At 51.8% G+C, this 21,893-nt stretch carries 13 protein-coding genes; 6 read left to right on the top strand and 7 right to left on the bottom strand.

Translation table 11 applies throughout. The features are described from left to right. Window positions 1-81 precede the first annotated feature (81 nt). Window positions 82-312: a hypothetical protein gene (locus tag CKO12_RS01470; protein ID WP_200152951.1), complete on the bottom strand. Its 231-nt coding sequence runs from the start codon at window positions 310-312 to the stop codon at window positions 82-84. A gap of 63 nt (window positions 313-375) precedes the next feature. Next, a complete protein-coding gene (locus tag CKO12_RS01465) occupies window positions 376-894 on the bottom strand; it encodes an Lcl C-terminal domain-containing protein (protein ID WP_200152950.1) in 519 nt (172 codons plus the stop codon). Between the two features lie 139 nt (window positions 895-1,033). Between CKO12_RS01465 and CKO12_RS14620 the strand changes: the two genes are divergently transcribed. After that, entirely contained in the window at window positions 1,034-1,198 is a 165-nt protein-coding gene (locus CKO12_RS14620) for a hypothetical protein (protein ID WP_207146204.1), read from the top strand. On the opposite strand, the gene rlmKL is transcribed toward CKO12_RS14620, so the two are convergent. Then, a complete protein-coding gene (rlmKL, locus tag CKO12_RS01460) occupies window positions 1,180-3,345 on the bottom strand; it encodes a bifunctional 23S rRNA (guanine(2069)-N(7))-methyltransferase RlmK/23S rRNA (guanine(2445)-N(2))-methyltransferase RlmL (protein WP_200152949.1) in 2,166 nt (721 codons plus the stop codon). The two genes, CKO12_RS14620 and rlmKL, sit on opposite strands and share 19 nt — an antisense overlap. Window positions 3,346-3,546: 201 nt before the next feature. Between rlmKL and CKO12_RS01455 the strand changes: the two genes are divergently transcribed. Beyond that, window positions 3,547-4,581 carry an NAD-dependent epimerase/dehydratase family protein gene (locus CKO12_RS01455; RefSeq protein ID WP_274599881.1) on the top strand — a complete coding sequence of 345 codons (1,035 nt, stop codon included), beginning with the start codon at window positions 3,547-3,549 and terminating at the stop codon, window positions 4,579-4,581. 266 nt (window positions 4,582-4,847) lie between these two features. On the opposite strand, the gene argE is transcribed toward CKO12_RS01455, so the two are convergent. Continuing rightward, a complete protein-coding gene (gene argE, locus CKO12_RS01450; RefSeq protein WP_200152947.1) occupies window positions 4,848-6,002 on the bottom strand; it encodes an acetylornithine deacetylase in 1,155 nt (384 codons plus the stop codon). 191 nt (window positions 6,003-6,193) lie between these two features. Between argE and CKO12_RS01445 the strand changes: the two genes are divergently transcribed. From CKO12_RS01445 to rng, 3 genes are read left to right on the top strand one after another with little or no spacing between them, the layout of a single operon-like run. Then, window positions 6,194-8,158: a response regulator gene (locus CKO12_RS01445; RefSeq protein WP_200152946.1), complete on the top strand. Its 1,965-nt coding sequence runs from the start codon at window positions 6,194-6,196 to the stop codon at window positions 8,156-8,158. Between the two features lie 11 nt (window positions 8,159-8,169). Then, a complete protein-coding gene (locus CKO12_RS01440) occupies window positions 8,170-12,996 on the top strand; it encodes a transporter substrate-binding domain-containing protein (protein WP_200152945.1) in 4,827 nt (1,608 codons plus the stop codon). 45 nt (window positions 12,997-13,041) lie between these two features. Then, entirely contained in the window at window positions 13,042-14,499 is a 1,458-nt protein-coding gene (rng, locus tag CKO12_RS01435; RefSeq protein WP_200152944.1) for a ribonuclease G, read from the top strand. A 58-nt stretch (window positions 14,500-14,557) separates the two neighbouring features. Here rng and CKO12_RS01430 read toward each other — a convergent pair whose 3' ends face one another. Next, a complete protein-coding gene (locus CKO12_RS01430; RefSeq protein ID WP_200152943.1) occupies window positions 14,558-16,900 on the bottom strand; it encodes a sensor domain-containing diguanylate cyclase in 2,343 nt (780 codons plus the stop codon). A gap of 67 nt (window positions 16,901-16,967) precedes the next feature. Between CKO12_RS01430 and pabB the strand changes: the two genes are divergently transcribed. Continuing rightward, window positions 16,968-18,329 carry an aminodeoxychorismate synthase component I gene (gene pabB / locus CKO12_RS01425; protein WP_200152942.1) on the top strand — a complete coding sequence of 454 codons (1,362 nt, stop codon included), beginning with the start codon at window positions 16,968-16,970 and terminating at the stop codon, window positions 18,327-18,329. On the opposite strand, the gene CKO12_RS01420 is transcribed toward pabB, so the two are convergent. Together CKO12_RS01420 and CKO12_RS01415 are read right to left on the bottom strand one after the other, a co-directional pair. Next, the gene (locus CKO12_RS01420; protein WP_200152941.1) at window positions 18,326-19,213 is read right to left on the bottom strand and encodes a transglutaminase family protein; all 888 of its coding nucleotides are present in this window, start codon (window positions 19,211-19,213) and stop codon (window positions 18,326-18,328) included. The two genes, pabB and CKO12_RS01420, sit on opposite strands and share 4 nt — an antisense overlap. Beyond that, window positions 19,210-21,828, bottom strand: coding sequence for a circularly permuted type 2 ATP-grasp protein (locus CKO12_RS01415; RefSeq protein ID WP_200152940.1), 2,619 nt, complete (start codon window positions 21,826-21,828; stop codon window positions 19,210-19,212). Before CKO12_RS01415 ends, CKO12_RS01420 begins: the two co-directional genes overlap by 4 nt. Between the last annotated feature and the right edge of the window lie 65 nt (window positions 21,829-21,893).

The raw sequence follows: 21,893 nt of genomic DNA, 5'->3' as shown, positions 1-21,893 counted from the left end.
CCTTTTTTTGTGAATTCACCACTGGCAAACAGAATCACTGCACCAGCATTGATGACACCAAACCAGCGGTTTTAATACGGATTAAAGTCGCTGCCACGCATGACCGCCACCACTCGCACAACCACCAGTTGAAGGCATCATTTTAGCCTGTAGCAATTGCTGACATTTGGAACATTGAAAAGCATGATTACCAACTTCAGCGGCGCGAAACCAGCGATGACCACCACCAGCGGGACAACTCGCATTATTCGGAGTTGTTGATTTTTGAATGCGGGTATTACAGCGTTGACAAATCCACCAATACTCAGCCATTTTTAGCGCCCTCAGAATTATTTAATCACATCAATTGAATTGCAATCATTGCACCATCTAAAGTCACTGTCTGTCACGCACGAGGCGGACGTGGTTGCTGACGTTCCGATTGTAGTTGCCGGCGAAGCCACTGCTGAAATTCACGTACCACGCGCTGCTCGAGTTGCTGGCATTCGGAGAAGCTGACCAAAACCATGCACTCAGCGTATTCGGAAAAGCCTGCTGGTTAATCGTTGGATTTTGACCTGTAACGATCAGCGTTTTTAATTCATCAATCGTCGGTAAACGCCAATCTGTATATCCGGCATGGCGCGTATCTTTCGCAACTTTAATAGCATTATCCCAACTAAATTGTTTAGCCTCTCCAACACAAGTTTGACCGTTCCATGTCTGCCCCAGAGCACAGCGCATCCATTGCAAATTGGTCTGCGTATCCAGCACTGTGCCATCGCCTAAATCACGATAACGATCACCGATAAGCGGCTGGTTGTAAAAAAGCATCTTATCAATTCGTTTAATTTGTATCGTCTGTTGCCGCAACTCCTTTTCAAATCGCTCAAAACGTTCATTAAGTTCCTGCAAACACTTATCAACGTGCGCTGTATGCGTTGATAACCGCCGCAAATACTCATCAGTACGCGCATCAATTGACAATTCGAGAAATCGCACAATATCTTCATCTTGCATGTTTTTAGTCTCCATTTCTGTAAATCATTAAACCATGATGAACTATAATTCATCTTTTTTGCGTAACAAAACACTTTTTCATCCATTAAAAACTGGCGAGCAACAGTGCTGCGCCAGCATTGATGACACGCAGCCAGCGGTTTTTAATCGACATTCAAGCCGCTATTACAAAAGCACGGGTTACGCAGTGCGTTGGTAAATTTTCCAACAATTATGAATCCGCGGATTCCGCGCAAAATCACGCGGCAATGTCGCCGCACTGAGGTCTTCAACCACGCAACCTTCTAACGCTTCGACATCCATCTTGAAACGCCGCAAATTGTTAGAAAAAATCAACACGCCTTCCGGTGCCAATAACCGCAGCACCGCTTGAATCAACAACACATGATCGCGTTGAATATCAAGCGTCCGCAGCATTCGTTTGGAGGTTGAAAAACTCGGCGGGTCTAAAAAAATCACGTCATAAAACCGGCGGCCAACGGCGTGATCAATCCAGCGTAAACAATCGGCTTGCACCAATTCGTGTTGATTCAAATCAATGCCATTTAAGAGAAAATTGTTTTGCGCCCAATCTAAATACGTATTGGATAAATCAACCGTCGTGCTGGCAATTGCGCCAGCCGCAGCGGCATAAACAGTCGCGGTGCCGGTGTAGGCAAAAAGATTGAGAAAACGTTTGCCAGCCGCCAAGCGTCCCAGCAGCCCGCGCACGTCGCGGTGATCTAAAAACAGCCCGGTGTCGAGATAATCTTCAAAATTGACCAGAAAGCGGTGCCCCGCTTCGACAACTTCGTGAAAATGGCGCGTATCAGCCAGCCGTTCATATTGGCTCGCGCCCTTTTGCTGCTGGCGCACTTTGAAATAGACCTGCGCTGCCGGCACATCGAGCACTTCGGGAATCAAGCCCAACGCTTCGCGCAGCCGCTGCCGCGCTTTTTTGGGATCAACCGTCGCAGGCGCGGCGTATTCCTGCACCTGCACCCATTGCGCAGTGCCGTTGCCGTACACGTCCACCGCCAGCGCGTATTCCGGCAGATCGGCGTCATAAATCCGCACGCACTCAATCTGCGCCTCGCGCTGCCATTTGCGCAGTGCTTTGCGGTTTTTGAGCAGGCGATTGCTCAACATTTCCGCGCCAGCACTCCGCGCTTCTGCTGGCAACGGACGCGGCTGATGACTGACGAAATAGTGCGGTTCAACCTTGAAATGGAGCAGGCGACATTCGATAGCGCCGTTAAACAGCGTGTGCATTTTGAGCGCCCGCAGTCCCATCGTTTTGCCCAACTCCGGGCTGCCGGTAAACAGCGCCGCTCGCCAACCGACAAAGCGTTCTTTCAACACTGCGCCGAGGCGGGCATACAACGCGGGCAACTCGTCAACCTCGCCGAGGCGCTCGCCATACGGCGGATTGACCAGCACCAGCCCTTCATCTTCCACGCGCCCCGGATAACAGTCCGCCAGCTCGCGCCGTTCAAAATGCGCGTATCCCGTCAGCCCGGCGCGTTCCAAATGGTGCAGCGCAGCGCGAATCGCGTTGGGATTTTGATCGTAGCCGCGCAGGGCACCGAGCCGTTGCAGACCGGCAGCGCGGCGGATGTGCGCTTCTGCCAGCAGCCGCTGCCACAGCGTTTGATCGTGTTGCAGCCAGCCATGAAAACCGAAGCGTTCGCGCAGCAAACCGGGCGCGATGTCTGCTGCGATCAGCGCCCCTTCAATCACCAAGGTGCCGGAGCCGCACATCGGATCAAGCAGCGCCCCGCCGTCCGCCGCAATCTCCAGCCACCCGGCACGGAGCAGCAGCGCGGCGGCGAGATTTTCTTTTAGCGGCGCGGCAGTGCCGGTGTCGCGGTAGCCGCGCAGATGCAGCGAAGTGCCTGATAAATCGACGCTGATGCTGACTGTGCCTTGATGGGCGTAGACGTGAATTTGCAAATCAGGCTGTTCAGCATCGACGTTGGGACGTTGTCCGCAGCGGGCGGTGAAATGATCGGCGATGGCGTCTTTCACCCGCAGCACGGCGAAATGGGGATGATTGATGCCCTCAAGTGCGCCGTCGAACTGAATGGCAAAGGTGTGATCGGGCGTTAAATGCTCATGCCAGTCGATGCTGGCGGCGGCGTCGTAGAGCGCCTCGGGGCTGGCAACCGGAAAATGTCCGAGTGGTAATAAAATGCGATTGGCGATGCGCGACCACAGACAGGCGCGATAACCGTCTTCTAAACTGCCGGAAAACCGCGCTCCGCCGCGAGTTTCGACGGCGTCGCGCATTCCGAGGCGGATGAATTCCTCAGCAAGCAAACTGCCTAAATGTTTGGGGGCGGAGGCGAAAAAGAGCTGCGATGACATGATGGATAATCAACTATCAATGGGCGCAGTTGCAGACAGCAGCGCGATGCGGTGCGGTTGCAACTGCGCCGGAGTGGGAAAAAGAAAGTCAGCCGTGATGATTGCAGCGGTGACCATTTGAAATAATGGCTCGGTGCGCAATAGAGCTGTATTGATGCATGATGCGATAGTGCTAAAACAGGAATGACTGGAATTCAATTGATGATGAATATGTACTCCCAACGTTGTGCCGAATTGGTTGCCACCCCGCGCACTTGGCTAGTGACCGGAGTGGCCGGTTTTATTGGTTCTAACCTGCTGGAAACGCTATTAAAGCTCGATCAAAGCGTCGTCGGGCTGGACAACTTTGCCACCGGCTATCGCCGCAATCTCGATCAAGTGCAGCAAGCGGTGACGCCAGCGCAGTGGATGCGCTTTCGCTTGATCGTCGGCGACATCTGCTGCCTCGACGATTGCCGCAACGCCTGCCTCGGTGTGGATTATGTGCTCCATCACGCCGCGCTCGGTTCGGTGCCGCGCTCGCTAGAAGACCCCATCGGCACCAACGCCGCCAATATCGACGGTTTCCTGAATATGCTGGTATCCGCCCGCGATGCGCGGGTGCAGCGGTTTGTTTATGCCGCCTCCAGTTCGACTTATGGCGATCATCCCGGTTTACCTAAAGTGGAAGATGAAATTGGTAAACCGTTATCACCGTATGCCGTCACCAAATTGGTGAATGAACAATATGCCGACGTATTTGCGCGGGCGTATGGTTTTCAAACGATCGGGCTGCGCTATTTTAATATCTTTGGAGCGCGACAAGACCCCAATGGCGCGTATGCTGCGGTGATTCCGAAGTGGACGGCGGCGATGATTCACAACGAGCCGCTGTGGATTAACGGCGATGGCGAAACCAGCCGCGATTTCTGTTACATCGCCAATACCGTGCAAGCCAATGTATTAGCAGCGACGGTGACGCAAGCGGAAGCGTTAAATCAGATTTATAACGTCGCAGTGGGCGAGCGCACAACGCTCAACGAATTATTTACCGCAATTCGGACAGCATTAGCGCCGCGCTTTCCACATTTGCTGGAGTATAAAGCGAATTATCAGGATTTTCGGGCGGGAGATGTGCGACATTCATTAGCGGATATTTCTAAAGCGCAGACGTTGCTTGGTTATGTTCCCAGCCATCGCATCAGTGCGGGTTTGATTGAAGCAATGGATTGGTATATCAAAAACTTAACCGTTTAATGCTGGCGCGGCAATGGTATTGCGTTCGCGCCGTCGCTCGCCATGAACACGGTCAGCGGCGGCGAATACACGCCGCAAGCTGATTTTGTAAAACACGTCATTTTTCTAACAGTCTAGGAGTTACGCAGTTGAAAGTTAAGTCATTGATTTTTATGAAAACGCGATCATACACTGCACAAACCAAGTTTCAATAAAATCAGGCACTTAGCATCCAACTGCGTAACTCCTACAGTCGTTTAATTCTGACGCGCTGCCAATTGGGGTTTTTATTTAAGACAAAATTGGCGAATTAACCCGCCTAAAATATCCAACATCGGTGGAATGCGTTCCAACGCCAGATATTCATCAGGCTGATGCGCTTGTGCAATATCACCGGGGCCAAGAATTACCGTGTCCATGCCCAATTGATTAAAAAATGGCGCTTCGGTGCCAAAATTCACCGCCTCCGCCGCATGTCCCGTCAAGCGTTCACACGCCTGCACCAACGCCGAATCCGCTGCCGTTTCCGCCGGCGGGATCGCCTCAAATAACGGCGTTACCGACCACTGCAAACCGCGCTTCTCAGCAACTGCCGCCACCCGCTGCGCCATTTCTGACCGTAAAACAACGGGATCAAGCCCGGGCAAAACCCGCAAATCGACATGCAGCACGCACTCGCCACAAATGCGGTTCGGATTATCGCCGCCGTGAATGTAGCCACAATTGAGCGTCGGATACGGCACCGCAAATGCCGGATGATGATGTTTTTGCTGCAATTCTTCGCGCCACGCCAACAACGCCGTCAGCACCGCCTGCATTCCATCCAGCGCACTGTTGCCCAAACGCGGATCGCTGGCATGACCGCTGCGCCCAAGCAACCGCACCGCTTCTGCCATCACGCCCTTATGCAGCCGCACCGGACGCAGATTTGTCGGCTCGCCAATCAACGCATAACGCCCAAACTGCCGCCCCGCCGCCGCCAATGCACGCGCCCCGTGCATCGCCGATTCCTCATCAGCGGTCGCTAAAATCAGCAATGGAGCGCGTAACTGCGCCGCTGTCAACCCGCGAGCCGCCTCCAGCGCCAAAGCAAAAAATGCTTTCATATCAGCGATTCCCAGCCCGTAATAGCGCCCATCCGCTTCCGTCAGCGCCAACGGCGGATACATCCACCGCGCCGCATCAAATGGCACCGTATCGGTGTGACCTGCCAACACCAAGCCGTTGCTGCCGCTGCCGAGCGTTGCTAACAAATTGAATTTATTGGCATGATCGGGCACAGGCAACATTTCAAGCTGCCAGCCCGCCGTCTCCAGCCACGTCATTAACCGTTCAATCAATGGACGATTACTTTGATCCAGCGCCGGATTAACACTACTGACTGATTGAATAGCAATGAGTTCCTGTAACAGTTGTCGCAATGGCGGAAAACGAGAAGACATTATTTTACCTTTTCAGAAACAACGCGGTTGAAAACGCAAGCGATTGATTTAGTTAGTAGTTGAATTCAACGACATCATGCACACTCGTAATGATAGCGTTCTGCTTAACCGGCATTAACCTTGTATTTTTTGCGTTATTCGGTACATTGCGCCGTAGCGCACCCGCTTACTGCAACAGAGGTTTGATCACTATGCCCCACACAAAAACCCAATCAATTTTAATTATTGACGATCACGTTGAGAATCTTAGCGTATTGTCAAACATTCTAAAACCTTATTATCGGATTCGTGCCGCAACGAACGGGAGAGAAGCAATCACGCTGGCATTAGCGACACCTGCACCAGATTTAATTTTGTTAGATATTATGATGCCAGAAATGGATGGTTATGAAGTGTGCGAACGGCTAAAAGCCAATCCCAAAAGCCATCTGATTCCAATTATTTTTCTCACTGCTCGCACTGCGAACACCGATGAAGCGCGTGGTTTTGCGGTAGGGGCAGTGGATTATGTCACTAAACCCGTGCAGCCGTTACTTTTATTAGCGCGAGTGCGGGCGCAATTAGCATTAGCAGCATTGTTGCAGCACACGCACCAGCAACTTAACGTTCAAATTGAACAAGTCATTAAAGTGACACGACAGCGCGATGAACATGCCGCGTATGCAGAACATTTAGCACATGAAATTATGCGCCGCGAGCGGGCTGAAAATGCCTTGCGCGATAGCCAAGCCCGCTTTGAGCGTTTAACCACACGCTTAAAAGATCAAATCATTTTTTTCAGTCATTCTGTAGAAGGAGAGTTGTTATATTGCAGTGATGGTGTTCATTTGTTGGATACGCAGATACTGCCTGCACAACTACTTGGTGAAAACTGGATCACTCTCGCTGCGTGGACAGCGGAATCATTAGCGCGTATTCATACAGAAGAGCAGCAATTATTAGCTGGTGACAAGCTGATCGCTGATTTTGAAATTGCTTATCACCATACAGATGGAGGATTGCGCCATTTTATGGTGCATGAATATCTGATCCAAGACCCTGCTACTGGCACTCATATTGTTGAAGGCATCGCTTTTGAAATGACCGCAAAAAAAGCACAGGACACGCAATTGCGTACTTTAGTGCAGGCGGTGGAACAGGCATCAGCATCCATTGTGATTTCAGATGCAACGGGAACTGTTTTATATGTTAATCCATATTTTTCTATGGTCACAGGCTACACCAAAGAAGAGATCGTTGGTCAAAATCCGCGTTTATTGAAATCTGGTGAACATGATAACGCTTTTTATGGACAGATGTGGAACACCTTGATTAGCGGTCAAACTTGGCGCGGTGATATTGTCAATCGCCGCAAGAATGGGGAATTGTTTTGGGAATCAGCCGCTATTTCACCCATCATTGATGCCAATGGTCTGATCGCCAACTATGTTGCCGTAAAAGAAGATATTAACGAACGTAAAAAACTAGAACGCATTAAACAGGATGTTGAGCAGATTATGCGACATGATCTTAAATCGCCACTCAACGCGATCATTGGCATACCGCAGGTATTAAACCTTGATGAAAACCTAACGCCAAGCCAGCGTGAACTGATTGGGTTAATTCAAGAATCAGGCACCAACATGCTGAATATGATTGATCTGTCGCTCGACTTATTTAAGATTGAGACCGGGCGTTATCAGTATCAGCCAGAAGCATTTAATCTTTTGCCCTTGCTAACACGCTTAATTCATACCTTCGACAGTTCCATACAACGTAAACAGGTCAACATCCACCTGAGCGTCAACGGCATTCTTCCAACGTTGGAAACAAAAGTGAGCGTTACTGCTGAATCTCGCTTGGTTTTTTCTATGCTTTCAAATTTGCTGTTGAATGCAATTGAAGCCGCCCCCATCGCAAGCGTTATTCAGATTGAATTGGTGGAAAGTGATCCGTTGTTACTGTCTATTTGCAACTCTGGAACGGTACCGGTTGCCATTCGCGCTGATTTCTTTCAAAAATATAAAACTTACGGTAAACGCGGCGGCACTGGTTTGGGAACGTATTCAGCCAAATTGATGGCGGATGTGATGGGCTTTGACATTGGAATGGACACCTCTGATCTTGAGCAAAAAACCCGAGTGTTGCTTAAAATTCCCGCTGTCCCAATAATATGAGTCCTTTTACTATGTTTGCTAAATCCGCAGCTTTTATAGAAGCTACGCTTACAGTATTGTGGCTGCACTGGTTGTGCAAACGCTATTGGTTGCGGGTTTCATTCAAACAATCAGGATATTGGCTATTGCTAGGAGTGTTTGGATTTCACTCTCTAGCAACCGCCGCCAACACACAGCAAGCCAGTCCTGAATTAACTTCCGTCTCGTTGCAACTTGTGTGGAAACACCAATTTGAGTTTGCTGGTTTTTATGCCGCCGTTGAAAAAGGATTTTATCAGCAACGCGGATTAAACGTAGAGATACGCGAGTATGAATCCGATAAAGATATTCGTGATGAAGTATTATCTGGACGCGCAACCTATGGATTAGCAAATGGAAGTTTTTTGAGCTGGAGTTTAGCCAATCAACCGGTCGTGTTAATGGCAAACTATTTCAAAAAACCACCGTTAGTATTATTGGGTCACGCTGGAATTCACACTCTCGACGATCTGCGTGGCAAGCGCCTGATGGCGACCGAAGTGGATTTACAATCGCCATTATTAGCGGTTGCATTACATGAAGCGGGTTTAGTTCCCGGTAAAAACTTGACCATTGTGCCGCACAGTTTTGAGGTTGGTGCCTTTATTCGCGGCGATGTTGACGCCATGACCGCATTTATCAGTAATCAGCCTTTTGAATTAGAACAACGCGGGATTCCTTATCACGTTATTGAATTAGGCAGTTACATTCTTGGACTTGGCGATCACTATTTATTCACTTCGACTACAGAAAGCACGACACATCCCGAACGCACCCGCGCTTTTATTGAAGCCAGCAATGCCGGCTGGCGCTATGCCTTGGATCATCCTGAAGAAATCATTGAACTGATTGCGCAACGGTATCCACAGCGCAAAGGACGTGAAGCATTACGCTATGAAGCGAAAAAAATCAGACAACTGATGATTCCAGCATTACAACAAATCGGTTCGGTATCACTCCCACGATTAGAATTAGCAGCAAATGCGTTATTAGAATCTGGTCAAAGCGGCGATATTTCCGCACTCAAAAAATCTATTTTTGATTTCTCACCACCGGTCGCTCCTCAAGTTACAAATTTTTCCCTGACACCACAACAGCGGGAATGGTTAGCCGCTCATCCTACAATCACTTTGGGAATTTCCGATCAGTTTCCACCCGCATTGATTCGGGATGAGCATGGTCAAGAATCTGGATGGATTGTTGATTATCTGGCATTGATTAACCAACGTCTTGGCACGCACATCCGTCTAAAAGTGCATTCTTCATGGCAACTTATTGGTGAACAAGCAATGCGCCATGACATTGATGGATTAGCAGTGGCATCTCCTAACGCGTTGTGGAATCAACATTTTGATTTTACTACGCCGCATTTACATATTTTTACTTACTTATTTACGCAGAGTGACGTGCCATTTATCGGCACAAGTTTAGCATCGCTTTCAGGACGTCGGGTTGGATTTCTAAAAGGAAATAAACGTATAAAACAGTTATTAACTGCTCATCCTGATCTCACCAGCGTTGAACTAGATACCAATGCTGAACTCGCTGCGGCATTAACAAATGGTCAAGTTGATGTGTTACTCGCAGATATTAGTTTGGATTGGTGGCGTAAAGCAAACGGATATTCTGGAATTAAAGTTAACAGCGTTTTAGAAAACAGTCGCACCAGCGTCTCTTGTGCTATTCGTAAAGATTGGCCAGAACTGACAGCGATATTAAATGCTGCGTTAGCAAGTATTAGTCCCAATGAACAGGTACACATACGGAATCGCTGGTTAAATGATGTTCCGAATAATGCGACAGTTTTTTCTCAGGATATTGTTTTAACAGCGGAAGAACAAGCGTGGTTAGACGCGCATCCTGACATTATTTTGGGTGCTGATCGCCAATGGTGGCCCAGTGTCCAGTTGAATTCAGAAAATAAAGTGATTGGGATTGAACCTGATATTATTGCGCATATTAACAAACTCACTGGTGCAAATATCCGCCTCAAGTTGGGACATTGGGCAGAAATAGTCGCGCAAGCAGAACGTGGTGAATTGCATGGCTTGGCGGTATCCGTTGCGCATCCAGAACGAGCGGCACACTTTTTGTTTACAAAAAGTGCTTACCGCGCATCGCGTTATATGTTTACTGTCAATGATTCCGCGTCACTATTGCGCTCTATGTCTGATTTAGATGGCAAAAAAGTTGGCATTTTGCGGGGGAATTTAGCTGACAAAAAGCTGTTGGCGTTATGGCCAAACATTCAAGTCGTTGAGGATGATTATCCAGTCATCATCGCCCAATTACTGAATGGCAAATTAGATGCAATCGTTTCTGGAATTGCATTTTTGCCCGCAGTACGCAAACAACTCATTCCGAATATCGGCATTGCTTTTCCAGTACCCAATAGTGATATAGATCTTTGTTATTCTATTCACCGTCAATATCCAGAATTGCAGAGCATTATCAATAAAGCCTTAGCAGCGATTCCTCTGCAAACCATTGACGATATTTTAGCGAAATGGATGGTAATTGCCCAGTCTGCAACGAAAAGTTATATTAATTTAAGTTTGAATGAGCGCAACTGGATTGCTGCACATCCGGTTGTCCGTTATAGTGTGAATCCTGATTTAGCTCCCATTCAGTTGTTGAACGATGCGCAGCAACCAATAGGGATTAGTGTTGAGTATCTTGAACACATTACCGCGCTGACCGGCCTGCAATTCAAAGCAATTGTCAATAGGAGTTGGACTGAGGAGCTTCACTTATTAAAGCGAGGTGACATTGATTTAATTCCGGGGATTGCGCAAACTGAAGAACGTTTACAGCATTTTCATTTCACCCCGCCATATCTCAACTTCCCGGTAGCTATTTTTGCACTCTTAAATTCACCTTTTTATGGCACTCTTGATAGTTTGAATGGTAAACGAGTGGCGGTGGTTGAAAAGTATGCAATCGCTGATTGGTTACAAAAAGATCATCCCGAACTGCAATTATTGACTTTTCCAAATATGCGCGCTGCATTGCAAGCCCTCAATACTGGCAAGGTCGATGCTTTTGTTGATAGCCTCATCACAACCAGTCATTTTATTGGAAGTGAGAATATGACCAATATCCGTATGGCGGGAATCACGCCCTATGAAATGGCTTTGGGAATGGCAGTTCGGCAAGATTGGTTGCCCTTGTCGCGCATTTTGCAGCAAGCAATTGCAGTCATTCCCAAAGATGAGCGCGACAGAATTCAAAATCGTTGGTTACATGCGCCATCAATACCACGCCCTGATTATACATTGTTATGGCAGTTGTTAAGTATTACGTTGCTCATTTTATTAGTTATTTTGTATTGGAATTGGAAGCTGAGTCAGGAAATAAAAAAGCGGCACATTGCTGAAAAGATTTTAATTTGCAGTGAAGCGTTGTTGCGGAAAACAAAAAAAGAAATGCAAATTTTAATTGAACATTCGCCGATAGCGATGCTCGTTTCCGAGGGCAAAGAACAGCGGGTGTTAATGCTCAATCAACGGTTTTCAGAGTTGATTGGTTATTCTATTTATGAAATGCCAGATGTTGCTCATTGGTGGTTATTGGCTTATCTTGATCCTGACTATCGTTTAGAGGTGCAAAAGCAATGGCAAAGCCGTCTTGAAAATGCACATCACTATGGTGGTAACATTGAGCCAATAGAAGCGCAGGTGAATTGTCGTGATGGCATCGTGCGCACGTTTCAAATTCATGCGACTAATTTAGGAGAGCGTTATCTGGTTGTGTTTGTTGATCTGACAGAACAGCGTTTAGCAGTCATAAAAATGCGCCAAGCTCAGGAACAAGCCGAACAGGCTACTCGGATTAAAAGCGAATTTTTAGCGAATATGAGCCATGAAATTCGCACGCCAATGAATGCGATTTTGAGTATGATTTATTTTTGTTTAGAGACCGAGCTTGATTTCAAACAGCGTGACTATCTGAGCAGAGCAGATGCGGCGTCAAAATCACTCTTAAACCTGCTGAATGATTTATTAGATTTTTCTAAAATTGAAGCGGGGTGTTTGCGTTTAGAACAGGTAGAGTTTCATTTAGAGAAAGCGATTAACAATGTGATGGATGTGATTGGACATGCCGCTGCGCATAAAGGATTGGCGGTGCGGGTGTTGTGTGCTGCAGAAGTGCCCCTGATGCTGATTGGTGATCCGTTGCGGGTGGCGCAGATACTCATCAATCTTGCCACGAATGCGGTGAAATTTACTGCCAGTGGTGAAATTGAAATTAGTGTACGCTTGCTCACGCGCACTGCCGAGCGGGCTCAACTTGAGTTTTCTGTGACTGATACGGGAATCGGATTAAGTAAGGAGCAACTTGCGTTTTTATTTGAACGCTTTACGCAGGCAGATAGTTCGATTACGCGCCGTTATGGTGGGACGGGATTGGGGTTGGCGATTTGCCGGCACCTGGTGGAAATGATGGAAGGAACAATTGGAGCGCAGAGTGAATTGGGGCGCGGCAGTACGTTTTATTTTGATATTTGGTTTACGGTGCCGGAATTAGCAGCAACGACAATATCAGCGCCAATACAAACCGTGTTATCACAACCGCCGCCGCCATTATTGATTATTGAAGCGGTTACTGATGCCGACATTAAAGCAATTTTAATCACCTTGCGCAGTTATACGTATGAGCATGATCCGACGATTGAAGATGTGATGTGGGAAGTACGGGAGCGATTGGTAGCGGCATTGCCAGCACCAGTATTGACTGCATTAACAACGCATTTAGAGTTATATCAATTTGCAAAAGCAACTACTCTGCTCGATGCTTTAATTGGGGGAGATTTACAATGATATGGCGTGGCAATGACATGGGAATCATTAAGAGATTAAATTGTTGTGAGCGAAGAAATCCTGATTAACGTAACGCCACCAGAAACTCGCGTGGCGGTGGTGGAAAACGGAGTGGTGCAGGAAATGATCATCGAACGCGCTGATCGCGCTGGTTTGGTGGGCAACATTTATAAAGGATTAGTGTGCCGGGTGTTGCCGGGGATGCAAGCGGCATTTGTTGACATTGGTTTAGATCGTGCGGCTTTTCTCCATGCTTCTGACATCTTTGGCACCCTCGGTGGTGATACGCGCCCTGAGCATATTTACGAATTGGTACATGAAGGCGATTTAGTGGTGGTGCAGGTGGTGAAAGACCCGCTGGGCACAAAAGGAGCACGGCTAACAACTAACATTTCTATTGCATCGCGTTATTTAGTGTGTATGCCGGCGCTGACTACGACGGGCGTATCGCAAAAAATTGATGATGATGAAGAACGGCGGCGCTTGCGTGATATTTTGCAGCGATATGTGGAGGCGCATCCCGGCGAGGGGAGTTTTATTGGGCGCACGGCTGCTGAAGGCGTGAGTGAAGAAGTATTAGTGAAAGATATGGATTTTTTAATCAAGCTGTGGAGCGGGGTAAAACGTCGTTGTGTGCAAACCAGCTCAGTTGGTTTGATTCACGATGATTTACCGTTGGCGCTGCGGGCGTTGCGCGATTTAGTGACGCCGGAAGTGGAACGCATTCGGATTGATTCACGGGCAATGTTTGAACAGGCGCTGCCGTTTGCGGCGAATTATATTCCAGAAATTCAAGAGCGTATTGATCACTATCAAGGTGAGCGACCGTTATTTGATTTATATGGCATTGAGGAAGAAATTAAAAAAGCCTTGTTGCGTAAAGTGAGTTTGAAATCCGGTGGGCATTTAGTCATTGACCAAACCGAGGCGATGACGACGATTGACATCAACACTGGCGCTTTTGTGGGGCATCGCAATTTAGAGGAAACGATTTTTAAGACCAATTTAGAAGCGGCGCAAGCGATTTGTCGGCAACTGCGGCTGCGCAATTTGGGCGGGATTATTATTATTGATTTTATTGATATGAGTGAAGAGGAACATAAACGACAAGTGTTGCGGGCTTTGGAAAAATGTTTAGCGCGGGATCACGCCAAAACGCATATCACTGAGGTGTCGTCTTTGGGTTTGGTGGAAATGACGCGCAAGCGCACGCGGGAATCTTTGGAGCATGTGTTGTGTGAGCCGTGCCCGTGTTGCGGGGGGCGCGGTTCAATTAAAACTGCGGAGACGACTTGTTATGAAATTTTCCGGGAGATTTTACGCGAGGCGCGACAATTTGATGTTGAGGCGTTATTGGTATTAGCATCACAAGAAGTGGTAGATCGGATGTTGGATGAAGAATCGGCATATTTAGCGGAATTAGAGGCGTTTATTGGTCATCCCATTCGGTTACAAGCGGAAGCGTTGTACACACAAGAACAATATGATGTGGTGTTAATTTAGATAAAGCGGTTGATTTTGCAACCGCTGGCAGCAATAATTATTTAACTGACAAGCCGCGTTAATTCAAATGGCATTGCAGTTGGCAATCAAAACAGTGATAGCGATTTTTACCGCTCAATTTCGCTTGATACATCGCTTGATCGGCTTGGCGCAATAAATGATCGGCATCAATTTCATGCGCTTGCGGATAAAACGTGGCTCCAATACTGGCGGATACCTGCAATTGTGCGCCGTCAACGACCACCGGCTGCGCCGCCGCCCACAGTAGCCGCTCAATCATCGGCAAGCCGCAGATGTCCTGCTCCAAATCCACCAACACGGCGACAAATTCATCGCCACCGAGCCGCGCAAGCGTGTCGCTGTCGCGCAGATATTTTTTCATCCGCGCTGCCACCGCTTGCAACAGGTGATCGCCCGCTTCGTGGCCATAGTTGTCATTCACCGCTTTGAAGCCGTCAAGGTCGATATAAACCACTGCCAATTGCTGTTGTCGCCGCCGTGCCTGCGCCATCGCTTGATCTAAGCGCGATGCCAATAACAGGCGATTGGGCAATTTGGTGAGGGCGTCATAGTGCGCGATGTGTTCCAGCTCGCGCTGTTGTTCTTTCAAGGCGGTGATGTCGGAAAACAGCGAGACGTAATGTTGGGTAACGCCCTGCGGATCGCGCACGGCGCTGATGGTCTGCATCTGCGCGTACAGACTGCCATCTTTGCGGCGATTCCACAGTTCACCTATCCACTGGCCTTCTTCAATCAGAGTGCGCCACATCGCGGCATAAAACTCGGTGGGTTGATGCCCGGATTTGAGCAGGCGCGGGTTGCATCCAATGACTTCGTCGTGCGGATAACCGGTGATGCGCGTAAACGCATCATTGACATCAACGATGGTGCCATCCGGCGTCGTGACCATGATCCCTTCCCGCGCATGGATGAACACGCTGGCTGCCAGTTGCAACTTTTCCGCCGCCTGTCGCTGCGCCGTGATGTCGGTGTGGATGATGAGCATCCGTTGCGGTTTGCCGCTGCCGTCATAACTGACCGTCATGCCCCGCGCCAGCAGACATTTCCAACTGCCATCTTCGCAAGCGATGCGATAGTCACAAGTGAAGGTGGTCGTCGGCTGATGAAAATGCGCTTGCAACAGTTTCCACACCTGCGCCCGATCGTCGGGATGGAGGCGCTGTTCCCACTCGCCAAAGCGCCCCCGCAGTGCATCCGCCGTCACGCCCAGCATCTCTTGCCACTGCGTGGAATAAAACACCGTGCCATCGTTGAGATTCCAATCCATCAAGCTATCGCCCGCGCTTTCCAAAGCAAAGCGCCAGCGGAATTCACTTTCTGCCAGCGCCTGCTCGCGCCGTTGCAACTGCTGCGTCAACTTGTGCGCGATCCGAATGCTGGCGCGGGTGCGCAGCAAAGACAGCGTCAAACTAAACAACAGCACACTCAGCGCGATTCCCATCGCCAGCGCCAGCCATGCGTTCAGCAAATTTGTCGTACACGGCGGCTGCGTGAACACCAGCCGCCAGTGCTGACCATTGAACTCCAGCGTCTGCTCGTACTGGAGACAACCGGGCGCATCAGGCGGCATCGACGTGGAATTGCGAAACAGCAACCGCTCGGGGGCGATCATGCCGTCATAAATGCTCAAACTGATGACTTGTGTGGCGTATTGCGTCCAGTCTCCCAAGATGCCGACCATCAGATTGGTCAAGCGATAAGGGCTGTAAGTCCAGCCGATTAACGCGGCGCGGCGTTGCGCCAGCGTGTCGAGCGGGGCGCGATGGCGATAAATGGGGAAATACATCAGCGCCCCGGCTTGCACATCGGTGCTGGTTTCCTGCAGCAACATCACCTTGCCCGACAACGCCGCCTCGCCGGTATCTCGCGCCTGCTCCATCGCTGCCCGTCGCACCGGTTCAGAAAACATGTCATAGCCAAAGGCGCGGAGATTGCGGTCGGTGAACGGTTCCAAATAAATGATCGCGGAATACACGCTGCGCTCCCCAACTGGACGCACGGTGTAGTCTGGAAAACCTTCCGCCCGCACGGCGGCGATGTGGGCGGCGAGCTGCGAGGGGAAGATCAGTTGCGCAAAACCAATGCCCTGCACACCGGGCACACTGTGGTCAGCATGAAGCGTTTCGACATAATCCCGCCACTCTTGGCGCGTGACGGTTCCCGATGCTGCAAACAAGCCCGCGCCGCCGCGTAAAATCAGGGCATAGGCATTGAGGCGCTCGTGGAGCTTGAGCACGATCTGATCGCAATCAAACATGAATTGGCGCTGGGCGGCAGATTCAATGCCTTGCTTGACCTGAAGGCTCGTCAACACTGCTGTCAATAAGCCACACCACAGCAGTACCCAAGCCAGCCAAGAATGTTTGATGCGTGTGCTCATAAAAACCACCTGCTTTATCGTTGTTTCGCAAACCACCGCCTCACTGATCAAGGATAAACCACCGCCGATGCGCGTTCCTGTCATCCACTCGCTGCCTTATGTGCCCGACAGCGCCGTGCGTTTTGCCCCGCTGCTGGCGCAACGCTGGCCGATCTTTCTCGACAGTGGACGCCCGTTAAGCACCCAAGGGCGTTATGACATTTTGAGCGCCGATCCGGTGCTCACGCTGACGACTCGCGGCGCAACAACCCACATCTGGACGCCAACTGGTGAACGGCATTCCCGCGCTGATCCGTTAGCGGTGCTGGCTGAAATTCTCGCTCCCGCCCGCCCCAATCCGACCGACTTGCCATTCATCGGCGGCGCAATGGGCTATTTTGGCTATGACTTAGCGCGACGCTGGCTGCGGCTGCCCACGCTGGCGCACGACGTCGCGCAGTTGCCGGAGCTGGCAATTGGTGTCTATGACTGGGCGCTGGTGGTCGATCATCACCGCGCTACGGCGCAGGTGGTGGCCAGTTCACCGCAACGTTTGCACACCGCCGCCGCATTCTTGGCAACTCCAGCGCCAGCATGTCTCACGCCGTATCGGGTGCGCGGCGCGGTGCAGTCCAATCTGACTCCAGAGCGGTATTTGGCGACCGTCGCCCGGATTAAACAGTATCTGGTCGCAGGTGATTGTTATCAGGTCAATTTCGCGCACCAGTTCAGCGTCGCGGCCGAGGGTGAGCCCTGGACGGCATATCAACGCCTGCGCCAGCTCAATCCCGCCCCGTTTAGCGCCTATTTCGCGCCGTCAGACTGTCAGGTGCTGTGCTCATCGCCGGAGCGGTTTTTACAGGTGCGTCACGGTGAAGTGACCACCCAGCCGATCAAAGGCACGCGCCCGCGTCACGCCGAGGCGCAGCGCGATCAGCAGCAAGCTGAGGCGTTGCGCACGAGCGCCAAAGATCGTGCTGAGAATGTGATGATTGTCGATTTGCTGCGTAACGATTTGGGGCGGGTGTGCGCCACTGGCTCCATTCAGGTGCCGCAACTGTTTGCAGTGGAACCCTACGCCCGCGTTCATCATCTGGTCAGCACCGTGACCGGACGGCTGGCGCCTGGACGCACGGCGCTGGATGTGTTGCGAGCGAGTTTGCCGGGCGGCTCGATCACCGGTGCGCCCAAGCTGCGGGCGCTGGAAATCATTGAGGAATTAGAACCGCAGCGGCGCGGCATTTACTGCGGAGCGATGGGCTATCTCGGCTGGGATGGCGCGATGGACACCAACATCATCATTCGGACGTTGGTGCATGGCGACGGGGTGACGCGGCTGGGAGTGGGTGGCGGGATCGTGATGGATTCCGATCCCGCAGCGGAATATCAAGAAACGTGGGACAAAGCCGCCGCGCTGTTGGAGGTGTGGCGCGAGTGTGCTGGCGCTTAAAGTGTGCGCTCAACCATCCGATTGACATCCACTGCCACCACCAGCTCGTGGGTGCCGCCGCCGTAAAAAATCCCCCGCAACGGCGTCACATCTTGAAAATCGCGCCCCACAGCCGTGGTGAGATGTTGCGCGTTGGGAATCTGGTTATTGGTCGGATCAAAATCGACCCAGCCCAATTCGGGAATCAACACCGCAAACCACGCATGTGACGCATCCGCCCCCTGCAATTTGACCTGTCCGGGCGGCGGCAGCGTTTCCAAATAGCCGCTCACATACCGCGCTGCCAGCCCCAATCCGCGCAGTCCCGCCAGCGCGACGTGGGCAAAATCCTGACAAACCCCGCGCCGTTGCCGCATCACCTCCGCCACCGGAGTAGCGATGGTGGTCGACAGCGGATCGTAGTCAAAATCCCGAAAAATCCGCCCCATCAACTCCTGCGTCGCCGTCAAAATCGGTCGCCCCGGCGGAAATGACGGCAACGCATACTCTCGCGCCGCCCGATCCAGCGGCACCTGCGGCGAGGGCAAGGTGAAGATGCGGGCGTCAGTCATCAGCCCATCGCCACGGTCGTACAGCCGCTGCACCACGCGCTCCCAAGCGGGCGTTTTATCGGTCGTTGGCACCACCAGCGGCGTGAGTTCCAGCTCACTGCTGGCGGTCACTTCCAACACGTTGTGCGCCTGTTGAATCGAAAAATAATTAACGCGATTCCCAAAAAAATCCTCGCGCTCGCGCATCACCGCCGGCCACGGATCAACCCGCAGATGACTGGATAAACACTGTTGACGGCGCGTGCGCAGCGGTTTGAGGTGGGCGATGCTGTGGCATAACGACACAGGTTCGGCGTATTCGTAGCGAGTGAGATGGGTGACGCGAAATTTCATGGCGCGGGCGTTCCAGTGCGGCGTAACAGACTGTGTGGTTGCTCTTCATGGCGGAAATACTGCGCCGTGATCGCGTCAGAAATCGCCGCCAATTCGCCACTCAAATCACTGAGCGTTTTGGCAAGCACCACCCGCCGCAACGGTGTCGACGGCGTTTGAATCAACTGATCAATCTCAACCAAACGGATGCCGGTCAAACTTTTCAGCACCAGCTTTTGCGCTGCCGTGCGTCCAATTGCCAAATCACCGCGTGGCAATTCACCAATCAACCGTTCCAACATCGCCAATTGATACGCCAGCGCCCGCGGATTGCCCTCATCTTGCAGCACCAAATCCAATAACGCGCCGACGCGAGTGCCGGCGTGATAACGGCGGCGATAGGTGATCAAGCTGTCGGTGATGCCGAGCACCGCCTCAATCACCAAGTTTTCATCGGTTTCGCCCGCCATAGGCACCAGCGTCGAATGCAGCAGACACGCCAAGGTGCTGCCGCGCTCCAACCGGCGACCGGTTTCCAAAAAGTGCCAACCCTCGTTGTGGGTCATGTTTTCCTGCGTCAAGCCCGAAAACGCCACCAGCGACGTGACCAGCGGATCAAGCTCATCGAGTGCTTGCGATAACTGAGTCGGCGAGTGCTGGGTGAGATTGGCTAATCGCCCTTCGATGTCGCTGATGATGCGCCAAGTGTCTGCTGACAATCGCTCGCGTACCGAATACGCCGCCTGTCCGAGCGCTTCCAACGTGCGCGGCAAACCGCCGCTGCGCATGGGATCGGTCATCAATGAGAGCAATTCGGGGATGGGATTGCGCAACCGTTCTTCTGCGCCGGTGCCGATGAAGCCGGGGAACGATTGGGTTTGATTCGTCAGCGCCTCCAGCAACAAGCGCAGCGCCGTTGGCAGCGGTTGCTGCGTGCGCTCGGAGAATTTGAAGATCGTGATGCGCAGCAACCGCACCAATCCTTCAGCGCGTTCGGCGTAGCGCCCAATCCAAAACAGGTTATCGGCGACACGACTGGAGACTGCGCTTTCTTGCACGACAGCGGGACTTTGCGCATCGGCGCTGACCAACAGCGTCTCTTGCCGCTCCGGTTCGGACGCCAGCACCCACACATCTTTGCCCAAACCGCCGAGCTGATTGGACACCAGCGTCGCCTCTGGCGTCAGCGCCACCCGCCCCAAACCGCCGGGCATCACGGCATAACTGTCTTCCTCCGCCACTAAAAACGTGCGCAACACGTTGGGGCGCGGTTCGAGCCGCTGCCCGATGAACGCTGGCGCAGTGGAGGGCACAATCCGCGCTTGCGCGACATATCCGCCGGGATGTGCTTGCAGCGCCTGTAACAACGCCGCTCGCGCTGCCGGTTCCATCGTTGCGGGCGTGTACGTCGCCGGAATCGTGCGCGGCAATTCCCCGTGCTCGCCGCTGATGGCGAGCGGCTGGCGCACTGGCGGAATCGCTTTGATCGTCAACTGTTCAAACTGCTCGCGCACCAGCGCCAGCCCCGCCGGATCACCGCACCACCACGTTGCAATATCTGGCACCAGCAAAGTTTCACCCAGCAAATGCTGGCAAATCTGCGGCAAAAAGGCGGGCAGCGCCGGATGTTCGAGAATGCCGCAGCCGAGCGCATTCGCCACAATGAGATTTCCCGCTCGCGCTGCTTGCAACAGCCCGGGCACGCCTAGCAAGGAATCCTCGCGCAGTTCCAGCGGATCACACCACACGTCATTGACCTGCCGCAGCACGGTATCAATGCGTTCGAGGCGTCCGAGAGTGCGCAGCCACAGCGCCCCGTCGCGCACCGATAAATCTCCGCCCTGCACCAGCGTATAGCCGAGATAATTGGCGAGATAGGCGTGCTCAAAATACGCCTCGTTCTGCGGCCCGGGCGTGAGCATCACCACCCGCGCTGGCTCGGCGCGGCGCGGCGCATGTTGGACGAGCGTGCGCCGCAGGGAGCGGAAGAAACCGGCAAGGCGGTGAACGTGTGAATCTCGAAACAGGCTGGGCAACACTCGCGCCAGCACGACCCGATTTTCCAGCGCATAGCCCGCGCCCATCGGACTTTGGGTGCGGTCGCCGATGACCTGCCAGCGCCCGTCGGGAAGGCGCGTCAAATCAGTTGAGTATTGCAGCAGCGGACGTCCGGCTGGCGCTTCGATGCCGTGACAGGGCAGCAAATAGTTGGGATGACCGTCGATCAATTCGGCGGGCAGATGACCGGTGCGGATCAGATCACGCGCTCCGTACAGATCGCGCAGAATCAAATCAAACAATTCCGCCCGCTGAATCAGCCCGCGCTCCAATTCCGCCCACTCATCGCTCGGAATCAAAATGGGCAACAAATCCAACTGCCACAGCCGCGACATTCCTTTGGGATCGCCGTTGAGGTTGTAAGTGATGCCGTTATCTCGAATCAGCCGCGCCGCCTCTGCGCCACGTTCAGCAATTCCCGCCGTGCCGAGAGAGCGCAGCACATCAAGCAGATATTGCCACTGCGGGCGCACGGCACCGGCGGTGGTGCGCATTTCGTCATATCGGTCTGGAAGCGGGAAATAGGCATCAATGAGCCCGGGTTTCTCTAAAAACGGTGCGAGGTCGGGGACGGACATAGGCTGAGCCTTTCTTTGCGGGGCGAGTTTTTTGAGTTGTCGGTTGGCAGTTGTCAGTAAAAATG

This window comes from Chromatium okenii (assembly GCF_016583745.1).
Classification (GTDB): domain Bacteria; phylum Pseudomonadota; class Gammaproteobacteria; order Chromatiales; family Chromatiaceae; genus Chromatium; species Chromatium okenii.
The sequence above is the reverse complement of the archived record's forward strand: the minus strand, read 5'-3'. Positions and strand labels throughout refer to the sequence as shown.